The following is a 12,729-nucleotide window of genomic DNA, read 5'->3' as shown; positions in this document are numbered from 1 at the left end:
TCACGTGGGGCTGTCGAGCAGACGTTTCAAGGTCTCGTTGACGAGCTGCGGGTTCGCGCTGCCCTTCGTCGCCTTCATTACCTGCCCGACGAAGAAGCCGAAGACGCCCGTCTTTCCGGAGCGATACTGCTCGACCTGCTTCGCGTTCGCGGCGATGACCTCCTGGCACGCGGCCTCGATCGCGCCGGTGTCCGAGATCTGCGACATCCCGAGCTCGGCGACGAGCGCGCTCGGCGACACCTCGTGCCCGCGCTCCTTCGTCTTCGCGTAGAGCTCCTTCGCCTGCTTGCCGCTGATCGTCTTCTTCGCGACGAGGGTGAGGATCTCGACGAGCTGCTTCGGCGTGATCGGGAAGCTCGCCTCGAGGCCCGTCGTCGTGACGTCGCGGAGGACCTCGCTCTGGATGAAGTTCGCGATCGCGACCGCGTCCGGAGAGAGGAGCGCCGCGCGCTCGAAGAAGCCGGCCACGCGCGGGTGCTGGGTGAGCACCTCCGCCGCATAGGGCGTGAGCCCGAGCTCGGCGACGAAGCGCTCGCGCTTCACGCGCGGCGTCTCGGGGACCGTCGCCTTGATCTGCGCGACGAGCACGTCGTCGAGCTCGAGCGGGAGGAGGTCCGGCTCGGGGAAGTAGCGATAGTCCATCGCCATCTCCTTGCTCCGGAGCGAGAACGTCGTCCCGTTCTTCTCGTCCCAGCCGCGCGTCTCCATCACGACCTTGCCCCCCGTCTCGAGGACGTGCGCCTGGCGCTGGATCTCGCCGGCGATCGCCTTCTCGACGAAGCGGAACGAGTTGATGTTCTTCAGCTCGACGCGCGTGCCGAGCTCGGTCGTGCCGGCGGGGCGGATCGACACGTTGGCGTCGCAGCGGAACGATCCTTCCTCGAGGTTGCCGTCGTTGACGCCGAGGAAGATGAGGACGTCGCGGAGGGCGCGGAGGTACTCGGCCGCCTCTCGCGGCGATCGCAGATCGGGCTCGCCGACGATCTCGATGAGGGGTGTGCCGGCGCGGTTCAAGTCGACGACGGAGCCGCCGCCGAGGTCGTGGAGGTTCTTGCCCGCGTCCTCTTCCATGTGGATGCGCGTGAGGCGCGCGCTCTTCTTCGCGCCGTCGACCTCGTACTCCACGACGCCGCCCTGCGAGTACGGCTCGTCGTACTGGCTGATCTGGTAGCCCTTCGGGAGGTCCGGGTAGAAGTAGTTCTTCCGCGCGAAGCGGCTCTTCGGCTGGATTTTGCAGCCGAGCGCGAGGGCCGCCTTCACCGCCATCTTCACCGCCTCGGCGTTGAGGACCGGCAGCGCGCCGGGGAGGCCGAGGCAGGTGGGGCACACGTTGGTGTTCGGGGGCGCGCCGAACGAGGTCGCGCAGCCGCAGAACAGCTTCGACTTCGTGAGGAGTTGGGCGTGGACCTCGAGGCCGATGACGGCTTCCCAGGTGCTCATGCGCGCTACTGTACTCGGTTTCTTGGCACTGTCATGACCGTGCCCGTACCGTGCAATCTTCCATGCCGCCCGACGCGTGGCTCCGCGGTCTCCCGCTCGCCCTCCTCACGGTGTCGCTCATCGCGGTGCCGGTGCTCGTCCTCTCGCCGGAGGGGATGCCGCGGATGCGCGCGCTCGAGAAGGAGCTGAAGGACGTCGAGACCGAGAACGCGGAGCTCCGGCGCGACGTGTCCCGCCTCCGCGCCGAGGTCAAGGACCTCCGCGACAACCCGACCGCGGTCGAGCGCATCGCGCGCGAGCAGCTCGGCCTGGTGCGGAAGAGCGAGGTCGTGTTCCAGTTCGACAAGAAGTAGATCGCGCGCGGCACATCCTCCCGAAGGTCGGATAGGCTTGGCCTCGTGGACGATCTGACGAAGGCGCTGCTCCTCGAAGAGGCCGCGTCGTCGCGTGCGGTCGCCGACGCGTTGTTCACGGCGGTGAACGGCCGGATGCCGCTCGTGCAGTCGCTCGTGGAGACGGGCGCGACGACGAGCGACGTGCTCGCCCGCTACCTCGCGCGGAGCGAGGCGCCGTTCCTGCGTCAGATCGCGCCGCTGCCGGAGCTCGTCGCGCGCCTGCCCGCCGGCCTCTGCGCGCGCCTCTTCGCGATCCCGGTCCGCCACGACGCGATCACGGGCACGATCGACGTCGTCGTCGCCGACGCGACCGACCTCCACCCCGCGAACGAGATCGGCTTCCACCTCGGCGCCCCCGTCCGCCTCGTCCGCGCCACCCCCGCCGCGATCGAAGAAGCGCTCCGCAAGATGCGCAACGACGACCTCCGCCGCGAGCACGCCCAGCGCCCCTCGATCCCACCCTCCTCCCAGTGGGGGGGTGAGGGGGGACGAAGCCCCCCGTTCATGTCGAGCGCCGAGACATCGGGGTATGGGGCGGAGCCCCATCACGAAGACATGCTCTACGACTCGCGGCCGCGGGCGTATACGCCGTCGGCGGTGCCGCGGGCGGCGAAGCCGAGCCTCGTCATCCAGCCCGAGTCGGCGCCGCCGCCGGGTCCTGCGCCGCCGGTGCGGATCCGCACGCCGCCGTGGGGCACGCCGGTCCATACGCGGACCGATCCGCCGCCGCCGAGCGGCTACGGCTCGGAGATCCCGCTGCCGCTGACGCGCAAGACCTTCTACCCCGCGAAGGTGAAGGGCGGCACGCAGCGTCCGCCGGGCCTCCTCGATCCGAGCGCCTCGCCGCTCGGCGAGGGCTACAGCTTCGACGCGACGGGGCTCCGCGACCTCGTCGAGAAGTCGGCGCCGCGCATCGACGAGCTCGGGCCTTCCCTCTCCTTGCCGAGCACGGGCGCGGGGCCGAGCACAGGCACGGGCGCGGGGCCGGGCGCGGGCGCGGGCGGCTCCGCGCAGCCGCCGCTCGGCTCGTTCATCCCCGGCCCGCCGCCGGTCCCGGGCTCGCTCACGCCTTCGTCGTATTCGGCGTTCGCGCCGCAGGTCGCGGCGGAGATGAGCGGCGTCATCGCGGCGCTCAAGGCGGCGGGCTCGCGCGACGAGGTCCTCGAGCTGGTCCTCACCGGCGCGCGGCTCGTCGCGACGAAGGTGGCGCTCTTCGTCGTGAAGAAGGGCGGCTACCTCGGCTGGATGTGCACGCCGGAGTTCGCCGATCGCTCCCAGCTCCAGGCGGTCTTGATCCCGCTCGAGGCGCAGAGCGTCTTCGATCGCGCGATCCGCGAGGACGTCTACCTCGGACCGATCCGCTACGACGACGTGCACGCGCCGTTGCTGCGCATCCTCAAGAACCCCACCCGCGACGTCGCGGTGGTCCCCATCCGCGTGAGCGGACGCACCGCCGTCGTCATCGTCGCCGACGAGCTGGGCGACACGATGATCGGCACGCGCCGCCTCGAGGAGCTCGCGCGCGCGGCGGGCGACGCCTTCGGCCGCATCGTACGAACGAAGCGCTGATCGCTCACGGGCCCGCGCGTCGTGAACGCCGGCGCGTCAGTGGCGGCTCTGCGGCGCGCTGCGGTTGGCGGGATGGGTGCCGTAGGCGAGCGTCGTGCGCGGGTTCTCCTGCGCGGCGGTGGTGGTGCGGGGCGCGTGCTCGTCGACGTGGACGGTGAGGACTGGGACCTTCGACGTGCGCACGACCTTCTCCGCGACGCTGCCGATGAGGGCGCGCGGGATCCCCGTGCGGCCGTGCGTGCCCATGACGATGAGCGTCGCGCCCGTCTCCTCGGCCGCCTCGTTCACCATGTGCCAGGCGTCGCCTTGTTTGATGATGCCGCGCACCTCGACGCCCGAGCCTTGCCGGCTCGCGACCTGCCGATTCAGGCCCGCCTGCGCGCCTTCGAGGATGCGCGTCGTCAGCTCCGCCGTCGCGACGAGCGCGCCGTCGGGGAAGCCCATGATCGGGATCTCGTAGGCGTGCATGAGCACGACCTCGGCGCCGAACACGCGCGCGTAGTCGATCGCGTAGTCGATCGCGGCTTCGGAGGGCGCCCCGAAGTCGGTGGGAACGAGGATGATCTTCGGGAGCGTCATGCTCGAGATGAACGCAAGCGGCGGACCACGCGCATGTCTTGCACGCGCTTGGCTGCGTCGGCCCGCTGGCCCGCGCGAGGGCATCGAGCTTTCCCCTGGCCCCTGGCCTGGCCCGGGCCGGCCCGGGCCATATGGTCACGAGCGCCAAGGGCGCGAGATCGCTGGAGCGGGAGCGTGGCATGCGTGCTGCTGAGGCGAAACGGCCATGCAGCCCCACGTCCCTTTCTCGCCCAACGACCGTGCTCTCGCGCTCCGCATCGCCGCCTCCTTCCTGTGGGCGGACCTCGAGATCGCCGAGAGCGAACGCAACTTCCTCACCAATCTTGCGCGCGAGCTCGACGTCGAGGAGGACGTCGACGCGTTGCTCGCCTGTCCGCCCGAGCCCGAACGGATCGATCCGAACGAGATCGGCCCCCACACCGCCGGCCTCGTCCGCGACGTCGCCCTCCGCGCCATCGCCTCCGACGGCCACGTGCACGAAGAGGAGATGCTGATGTTCGACCTCTTGGACGATCTACTTTGTTCGTCAACGTCGGGGGCTTCGCCCCCGACACCCCCACCCCAGACACGGCCCTCGCGCTAACGCGCTCGGGGCGCTTCGCGCCCGCTTGCGCGGCCGCTTCTGGGGCCCCTTCTACTCAATGTCAGGGGCTTCGCCCCCGACACCCCTCCCCCAGACACGGCCCTCGCGCTGCGCGCTCGGGGCGCTTCGCGCCCGCTTGCGCGGCCGCTTCTGGGGCCCCTTCTACTCAATGTCAGGGGCTTCGCCCCCGACACCCCTACCCCAGACACGGCCCTCGCGCTGCGCGCTCGGGGCGCTTCGCGCCCGCTTGCGCGGCCGCTTCTGGGGCCCCTCCAGCCTGAGGCGAGGGCCGCCGCTGGCGCGATCCGGCGGGGGCAACCTGGGGCCCCGCGACCGCGGCCGCCACAGCGGTTGCGAAGCAACCCGAGCGCGCAGCGCGAGGGCCGTGGTCGCGGGGTGGGGGTGTCGGGGGCGAAGCCCCTGACGTTGAAAAAACTATGCGAGATTTATCTTCACCGCCTGGGCGTTCCAGATCTCCGTGGCGTACTCGCGGATGGTGCGGTCGCTCGAGAACCAGCCGCTCTTGGCGATGTTCTTCACCGCCTTCGAGTGCCAGCTCGTCTTGTCCAGGAAGGCGTCGCTGACGCGCTTCTGGCAGCCGACGTAGGCGTCGAAGTCGGCGAGCAGCAAGTACGCATCGTGGTCGAGCAGCGTGTCGGTCAGGGGGCGGAAGAGGGCCGGGTCCTCCGCGCTGAAGAAGCCGTTCGCGATGAGGTCGATCACCTCCTTGAGGCGCTCGTTCTTCTCGTAGATCGCGCGCGGGCTGTAGCCCGTGCGCTGGACGTTGTGGACCTCCTCCGTCGTGAGGCCGAAGAGGAAGAAGTTGTCCGCCCCCACCGCGTCGCGGATCTCGATGTTCGCGCCGTCGAGGGTGCCGATCGTGAGCGCGCCGTTCATCGCGAGCTTCATGTTGCCCGTGCCCGAGGCCTCCTTGCCCGCGGTCGAGATCTGCTCCGAGAGATCGGACGCCGGGATGATGCGCTCCGCGAGCGAGACGCGGTAGTTCGGGAGGAACGCGACCTTGAGGCGGCCGCCGAGATCGAGGTCGCTGTTCACGACGTCGGCGATGGAGTTGATCAGCTTGATGATGAGCTTCGCCGCGCGGTAGCCCGGCGCCGCCTTCGCGCCGAAGAGCACGGTGCGGGGGGCCTCGAGCGCGTTCGGATCGCGCTTCGCGTCGAGGTAGAGGCGGATGACGTGGAGCGCGTTGAGGAGCTGGCGCTTGTACTCGTGGAGGCGCTTGATCTGGACGTCGAACAGCGAGTCGGGATCGAAGCGGAGGCGGTAGTGCTTGAGGCAATACTGCGCGAAGTCGGCCTTGTTGGCGCGCTTCACCGCCGCGACCTTCTCGACGAAGGACGCGTCGGTCGCGAGCGGGGCGAGCTCCTCGAGGCGCTCGAGATCGGTGACCCAGCCCGGGCCGATCGCCTCCGTGATGACGGCGGAGAGGCGCGGGTTGCAGGAGTGGAGCCAGCGCCGCGGCGTGACGCCGTTCGTCTTGTTGGAGAACTTCGCCGGCGTCATCTCGGCGAAGTCGCGGAGCACGTCGCGCTTCAGGAGGTCGGTGTGGAGCGCCGCGACGCCGTTGACCGCGTGCGAGCCCGCGACGGCGAGGTGCGCCATGCACACCTTCTTCTCGGTGCCGGGCAGGTTGGCGGAGGGCTCCTCGATGATCGACATGCGCCGGATGCGCGCGTCGTCGCCGGGGAACTTGGCGACGAGCGCGCGGACGAAGCGGCGGTTCACCTCGTAGATGATCTGGAGGTGGCGCGGGAGCAGGCGCTCGAACATCGCCACCGGCCACTTCTCGAGCGCCTCCGCGAGGAGGGTGTGGTTCGTGTAGCCGCACGTCGCGACCGTGATCTCCCAGGCGCGGTCCCACGGGACGCCCTCCTGATCGACGAGGACGCGCATCAGCTCGGCGACCGCGATCGCGGGGTGCGTGTCGTTGAGCTGGATCGCGTTCTTCTGCGCGAAGCTCTCGAAGTCGCCGTGCGTCTTCTTGTAGCGCCGAACGATGTCGGCGACGGCGCAGGCGACGAAGAAGTACTCCTGCTTCAGGCGGAGGTCGCGGCCGGCCTGGTTGTGGTCGTTCGGGTAGAGGACCTTCGAGATGACCTCGCTCGCGTTCTTGTCCTCGACCGCGCGGACGTAGTCGCCGTCGTTGAAGACCTGGAGGTCGAACTCGTTGCCCGCGCGCGCCTGCCAGAGGCGGAGCGTGTTGACGGTGTCGTTGCGGTAGCCCGCGATCGGCGTGTCGAACGGGACGCCGAGGACGTGCTGCGCCGGGACCCACTTCATCACGCGGTCGCCGGCCTCGTTGGTGGTGTCCTCCACCCGCCCGCCGAAGCCGACCGAGACGGCGTACTCCGGCCGCATGAACTCCCACGGGTTGCCGAACTTGAGCCACTCGTCGGGCCGCTCCACCTGCCAGCCGCCCTTCAGCTCCTGCTCGAAGATGCCGAACTCGTAGCGGATGCCGTAGCCGTAGCCCGCGTAGCCGAGCGTCGCCATCGAGTCGAGGAAACAGGCCGCGAGGCGACCGAGGCCGCCGTTGCCGAGGCCCGGCTCGGGCTCGGACTCGAAGACGTCGGAGATGTCGAGACCGGCGTCGGCGAGGAGCTTCTTCGCGCGGTCGTAGAGGTCGAGCGCGTGGAGGTTGTTCGTGAGCGCGCGCCCGAGGAGGAACTCGGCCGAGAGGTAATAGACGCGCTTCACGTCCTGCTTCGAGTACGTCTCCTGCGTCTGCGCCCAGCGATAGACGAGGCGGTCGCGCACGGTGAGCGCGAGGGCGAAGAAGCGATCGAGCTTCGTCGAGTTGAAGGCGTTCTTGCCGATCGAATACGAGAGGTGGTCGAGGAAGGCGCGCTTCAGCGAGGCGTCGTCCATGCCGGTGCGGTCGTCTTCGATCAGCGGACGATGATCCGCCTCGATGCTGGGCGACGTCATCGGCGGCTCACTCTTCTGGCTCTTCGGCTGCATGCCCGACCAGCGTCGAGCATCCGAGCCCGCGCTTCAATGAGGTTTTTCGGAAGGTGGACTGGCAGGGAACACGAGGGTGTAGGACTTGTCGCCGACGAGGTAGAGCGTCGTCTTGGTCGTGTCCTTGCTCGCGGCGCGATCGGCCTCGAACGCCGGGTACCACGCGAGCCGCTCCCACGACGGGTTCTTCTTCACGTACTCGGGCACGATGATGTCGAGCTCGGTGTAGCGGCCGCCGGCGAAGCGTTCGAGCTCGGGACCGAAGCTGTAGTCCTTCATCTGCGCGCTCGGCATGAGGTCGTTGTGGAGCGCGCCGTTGTACGCGACGACCATCGTCTTGCCCGCCGCGGCGTCGGCGCGGTTCCGGTTCACGAGCTGGACGACCTTGTCCTGCGTGAGCTTCTTCACGTAGCCGAGCATCGTGATGACGGCGTCGGCGCCCGCGTCGGCGACGGTCGCGAGCTCGTCGCAGGTGGGGCGGAGCGGCCACGGCGTGACGCCGGCCGCCTTCGCCTTCACGCCGAGCGTCACGTACTCGTTCTGGTTCGTCTCCGCCTGCGCCTCGACGACGGGCTTCTGCGCGCTCGCGACCGCGCGGACCGTCTCCTTCTTGCACGTCGGATCGGGGATCCAGAGCTCGACGACGATGTCGCTCGCCTTCGGCGCGACGATCGGGAGGAGCGAGTCCATGAAGCGCTTCGTCGACGACGCGAGCTTCTCGGAGCCCTTCTGCGCGTGCGCCTCGCCGATCGCGAGGATGAGCGGATCGGTCGCGAGCACGTGCTTGAACGCGGCCTCGGGCGTGTCGAAGCGCCAGCACGTGAGCCCCGACGGCGTCGAACAATCGGTCGCGCCCGCGGGCGTCGGCGGCGGCGGCGCGTTACCGCTCGCGACGGGCGCAGGGTCCGCGTCGGGCTTCGCCGCGCCGGGCTCGCCGGCCGGGGCGGGCGTGCGCGAACAGGCGGCGACGGCGAGGAGCGCGAGGAGCGAGGAGGCGCGGTTCACGCGCGCCATCCTCGCACGACCTGGTCACCGCGGGCGGCCGAGTTCGAAATGCGCCTTGATCCGCTCCGGCGAGAGGACCACGTCGTAGATCGCCACCTCCGCGATCGCGCCCTTGAACGACGGCCCGCCCTCGGATCCGCCGCCGACGAGGAACGAGCCGCCTTCCGCGCCGCGCTCCGCATGGGGCGACCTCGTCAGCCGAGCGAGTGGCGCGAGTACGCCGGATATTCGCTCGTCGAGTCGAGGCAGGACACGAGGCGCGGGGCGACGGCGGCGCGGTCCTCGGCGGCGAGCTTCTGGCTGCCGGGGTGGGAGTCGGTGCCCATGATCGACTCGAAGACGCCCGACGCGCGGATGTTCGCGAGCGCGTCGCCGGGGAGGACGAGGTGGCTCGCGATCGCGTGGACCTTCGAGGCGCCCGCGGCGAGGTACGCCTTGCCCGCCTGCACGAGCGAGGAGCCGGTGCGGATCATGTCGTCGTAGACGACGACCTCCTTGCCCTTCACGTCCGCGTTGATGCCCGTCACCGCCATGCCGCCCGCGTCGTCGCGCCGCTTGTAGACGAACGCGGGCTCGACGTTCAGGTCGCGCGCGAGGCTCTGCACCCACTTCGCCCGCCCCGCGTCGCAGGCGCCGAGGACGAAGGGCCGCCCCATCATGCGGTCCGCGATCTTCGCCGTGATGATGGGTGCACCATACACGTGTCGCGTGAGGATGCGGTCGTCGAGGTAGAACTCGATCCCGTCGGTGTGGAGGTCGAAGAGGAAGAGGTGGGTGCCGCCCTCCGGCGCCGGGATCGCGGAGAGGAGACGCGCGCGCGCCTTCGCGACGACGACCTCGCCCGGCTTCACCGCCCGCTCCATCGTCGAGTAGCCGTAGTACGGCATGACGATCCAGAGCGACCGCGCGCCGCCGCGCGCGATGCCGCAGGCGAGGTCGAAGACGTCGAGCCAGTCCGCGTCGGTCGGCGTGCCGCCGAGGAGCACGACGTCGCGCTGGAAGAGGTCCGAGAGGATGCGGAGGTAGCGCTCGCCGTCGGGGAACGTCTTGCGCTCGAGGTCGCCGTGCTCGAAGTCGCCCGCGGCGAGGAACGACGGCTCGAGGTACGCGTACGACGGGATCGTGAAGAGGAGGCGGCGCATCGCACCTGACCTTTACCGTGCTAAAGCAGCGCGGTCATGTCCTACGCCGATCTCCGGAAGAAGTGGGAGGCCGAGACCCTCGCGCGCGTGGAGGCGAAGGAGAAACCCCGCGCCCGCGTCGCGAACCTCGCCGGTCACGCCGACGTCGCGCCGCTGTACGGTCCGGAGGACCTCGCGGGCTGGGACCCCGAGCGGGACCTCGGCGTCCCCGGCGCGCCGCCGTTCACCCGCGGCGTGCAGCCGAACATGTACCGCGGCCGCCTCTGGACGATGCGCCAGTACGCCGGCTTCGGCACCGCCGCGGAGTCGAACGAGCGCTACCACTACCTCCTGAAGCAAGGACAGACCGGGCTCTCGGTCGCGTTCGATCTCCCGACCCAGATGGGGCGCGACTCCGACGACGAGCGCAGCCTCGGCGAGGTCGGACGCGTCGGCGTCGCGATCGACTCGCTCGACGACATGCGGACGCTCTTGCGAGGGCTCCCGCTCGACAAGATCTCGACGTCGATGACGATCAACTCGACCGCGTCGATCCTCCTCTGCCTCTACATCGCGGTCGCGGAGGAGCAAGGCGTGTCGCGGACCGCGATCCGCGGCACGATCCAGAACGACGTGCTGAAGGAGTACATGGCGCGCGGGACGTACATCTATCCGCCGCGCCCTTCCCTCCGCCTCATCACCGACATCTTCGCGTTCTGCGGGAAGGAGGTCCCGCGCTGGAACACGATCTCGATCAGCGGCTACCACATCCGCGAGGCGGGCTGCGACGCGGCGCAGGAGATCGCGTTCACCCTCGCCGACGGCATGGCCTACGTCCAGGCGGCGAAGGACGCGGGCCTCGACGTCGACCAGTTCGGCGCGCAGCTCTCGTTCTTCTTCAACGTCCACAACAACGTGCTCGAGGAGGTCGCGAAGTTCCGCGCCGCCCGCCGGATGTGGAGCACGCTGATGAAGGAGCGCTTCGGCGCGAAGACGGACCGCGCGCGGGCGCTCCGCTTCCACGGCCAGACCGCGGGCATGACCCTCACCGCGCAGCAGCCGCTCGTGAACGTCGCGCGCGTCACGATGCAGACGATCGCGGCCGTGCTCGGCGGCTGCCAGTCGCTCCACACGAACAGCTACGACGAGGCGCTCGGCCTCCCCACGAGCGAGTCGGCGACGATCGCGCTCCGCACGCAGCAGATCGTCGCCTACGAGTCGGGGATCGCCGACTTCGTCGACGCGCTCGGCGGGGCGTGGGCGATCGAGGCGCTCACGAACCGCCTCGAGGCGGAGGCGAACAAATACGTCGCGCGCATCGACGAGCTCGGCGGCATGGTCGCCGCGATCGAGCAGGGCTACCCGCAGCGCGAGATCCAGAACAGCGCGTACGCCTACCAGCTCGAGATCGAGAAGAAGCAGCGCACGATCGTGGGGCTGAACGACTTCGTGCAAGACTCGCCCGCGGTCCCGATCATGAAGATCGACCCCGAGATCGAGCGCGCGCAGGTCGAGCGCCTCCGCGCCTTCCGGGGGAAGCGCGACGCGTCGAAGCACGCCGCGGCGCTGCGCACGATCGACGCCGCCGCGCGCGGGAGCGACAACCTCCTCCCCTTCATCCTCGACGCGGTGAAGGCGGGCGGCACGGTGGGCGAGATCGCGAACGTGCTCCGCGAGGTGTGGGGTGAGCACACCGAGACGCTCGTCCTTTGACGATCGATCTCCTCTACGTCGACGACCACGTCGCGATCGCGAACAAGCCGTCGGGGCTCCTCGTGCATCGCGGCTGGGATCGCGACGACGACGTCGCGCTCTTCCGCGTCCGCGACGCGCTCGGGGGCGCGCACGTGTTCCCGCTCCACCGCCTCGATCGCGGCACCAGCGGCGCGCTCGTGTTCGCGCGGACGCAGGAGGCCGCGCGCGCCCTCGCCGCCGCGTTCGAGGGGGGACGCGTCGAGAAGCGCTACCTCGCGCTCGTCCGCGGCGCGGTGAAGGCGGACGAAGGCGTCATCGACTACCCGATCCAGAGGTCCGAGGACGGACCGCGCGTGCCGGCGCTCACCCGCTACCGCGTCCTCGCGCGCTCCACCGTCGACCGCTGCTCGCTCGTGCTCGCGCGGCCGGAGACGGGCCGGCTCCACCAGATCCGCCGGCATTTGCGGCACATCGACCACCCGCTCGTCGGCGACGTGAAGCACGGCTCGGGGTCGATCAACCGCCACTACCGCGCGACGTACGACCTCCATCGCCTCGCGCTCCACGCCCACGCGATCGCCTTCGCGCACCCCGTCACCGGCGCCCGCGTCGAGGTCGAGGCGCCGCTGCCGGACGACCTCCGCGTCCCCTTCGAGAAGCTCGCGGTCGCCTTCCCCTTCGCCTTCGCATGAGCCGCCGCGCCAACTACGGCCACCGCTGCAAAGCATGCATGATGCACATGAGCCTGTGCATCTGCGCGCTCATCCCGCGCCTCGAGACGCGGACGCGCCTCGTCCTCGTCATGCACAAGGCCGAGCTCCGGAAGCCGACCAACACCGGTCACATCGCGACGCTCGCGCTCACGAACAGCGCGACGGTCGTGCGCGGGCGCGAAGGTGAGCCGGAGGACGAGGTCACGTGGCCGGAGGGCACCGAGCCGGTGCTGCTCTTCCCGCACGAAGGGGCGGAGCCGCTCACCGCGCGCGATCGACCCGTCACGCTCATCGTCCCCGACGGGAACTGGCGCCAGGCCTCGAAGGTGCGCGCGCGTGTCCCAGGTCTGAGGGACGTCCGCTGCGCTACGCTGCCGCTGGGGCCGCCGACGGAGTACCGGCTGCGCCTCGAGACGCACCCGGCGGGGCTCGCGACGATCGAGGCGATCGCGCGCGCGTTCGGGATCCTGGAAGGACCGGAGGTGCAGGCCGCGCTCGAGGGGATCTTCCGGACGATGGTCGAGCGCACGCTCTGGATCCGCGGCTCCATCCCGACCGACGCGGTGAAAGGGGGAATTCCAGAGGGGGTCGACAAGCACGATCCCCGGAGCGGACGGGAGAAGGTCAGGCCGTAATTTCCCAGCAAA

Annotated in this window: 11 protein-coding genes; 6 read left to right on the top strand and 5 right to left on the bottom strand. The window is 70.0% G+C overall.

Annotation, left to right across the window (positions count from 1 at the left end; translation table 11 throughout):
* A complete protein-coding gene (gene gatB, locus KF837_12005) occupies positions 1-1,440 on the bottom strand; it encodes an Asp-tRNA(Asn)/Glu-tRNA(Gln) amidotransferase subunit GatB (protein MBX3228034.1) in 1,440 nt (479 codons plus the stop codon).
* A 62-nt stretch (positions 1,441-1,502) separates the two neighbouring features.
* On the opposite strand from gatB, the gene KF837_12000 reads away from it, so the two are divergent.
* Both KF837_12000 and KF837_11995 read left to right on the top strand, forming a co-directional pair.
* Positions 1,503-1,793, top strand: a complete 291-nt coding sequence (locus KF837_12000; GenBank protein ID MBX3228033.1) for a septum formation initiator family protein — start codon at positions 1,503-1,505, stop codon at positions 1,791-1,793.
* 45 nt (positions 1,794-1,838) lie between these two features.
* The gene (locus KF837_11995) at positions 1,839-3,404 is read left to right on the top strand and encodes a hypothetical protein (GenBank protein ID MBX3228032.1); all 1,566 of its coding nucleotides are present in this window, start codon (positions 1,839-1,841) and stop codon (positions 3,402-3,404) included.
* A 36-nt stretch (positions 3,405-3,440) separates the two neighbouring features.
* Here the strand turns inward: KF837_11995 and KF837_11990 are convergent, their stop codons facing one another.
* Positions 3,441-3,983: a universal stress protein gene (locus KF837_11990; GenBank protein MBX3228031.1), complete on the bottom strand. Its 543-nt coding sequence runs from the start codon at positions 3,981-3,983 to the stop codon at positions 3,441-3,443.
* 205 nt (positions 3,984-4,188) lie between these two features.
* Here KF837_11990 and KF837_11985 point away from each other — a divergent pair, with 205 nt between their 5' ends.
* Entirely contained in the window at positions 4,189-4,566 is a 378-nt protein-coding gene (locus KF837_11985) for a hypothetical protein (GenBank protein ID MBX3228030.1), read from the top strand.
* Between the two features lie 435 nt (positions 4,567-5,001).
* Here the strand turns inward: KF837_11985 and KF837_11980 are convergent, their stop codons facing one another.
* The 3 genes from KF837_11980 to KF837_11970 form a co-directional block, all read right to left on the bottom strand.
* Complete coding sequence (locus tag KF837_11980) at positions 5,002-7,515, bottom strand: glycogen/starch/alpha-glucan phosphorylase (protein MBX3228029.1); 2,514 nt, start codon at positions 7,513-7,515, stop codon at positions 5,002-5,004.
* A 66-nt stretch (positions 7,516-7,581) separates the two neighbouring features.
* Complete coding sequence (locus KF837_11975; protein MBX3228028.1) at positions 7,582-8,553, bottom strand: hypothetical protein; 972 nt, start codon at positions 8,551-8,553, stop codon at positions 7,582-7,584.
* 194 nt (positions 8,554-8,747) lie between these two features.
* On the bottom strand, positions 8,748-9,695 hold the full coding sequence (locus tag KF837_11970; GenBank protein ID MBX3228027.1) for a ribose-phosphate pyrophosphokinase: 948 nt from the start codon (positions 9,693-9,695) through the stop codon (positions 8,748-8,750).
* Positions 9,696-9,731: 36 nt separating this feature from the next.
* On the opposite strand from KF837_11970, the gene KF837_11965 reads away from it, so the two are divergent.
* From KF837_11965 to KF837_11955, 3 genes are read left to right on the top strand one after another with little or no spacing between them, the layout of a single operon-like run.
* Positions 9,732-11,387, top strand: coding sequence for a methylmalonyl-CoA mutase (locus KF837_11965; GenBank protein MBX3228026.1), 1,656 nt, complete (start codon positions 9,732-9,734; stop codon positions 11,385-11,387).
* Positions 11,384-12,061: a pseudouridylate synthase gene (locus KF837_11960; GenBank protein ID MBX3228025.1), complete on the top strand. Its 678-nt coding sequence runs from the start codon at positions 11,384-11,386 to the stop codon at positions 12,059-12,061. The genes KF837_11965 and KF837_11960 overlap by 4 nt, the downstream gene beginning before the upstream one ends.
* Positions 12,058-12,717: a DTW domain-containing protein gene (locus tag KF837_11955; protein MBX3228024.1), complete on the top strand. Its 660-nt coding sequence runs from the start codon at positions 12,058-12,060 to the stop codon at positions 12,715-12,717. The genes KF837_11960 and KF837_11955 overlap by 4 nt, the downstream gene beginning before the upstream one ends.
* Positions 12,718-12,729 lie beyond the last annotated feature (12 nt).

The organism is Labilithrix sp. (genome assembly GCA_019637155.1).
Classification (GTDB): domain Bacteria; phylum Myxococcota_A; class Polyangia; order Polyangiales; family Polyangiaceae; genus Labilithrix.
Note: the sequence above shows the minus strand (reverse complement) of the source record. Positions and strands in the feature narration are given on the sequence as shown.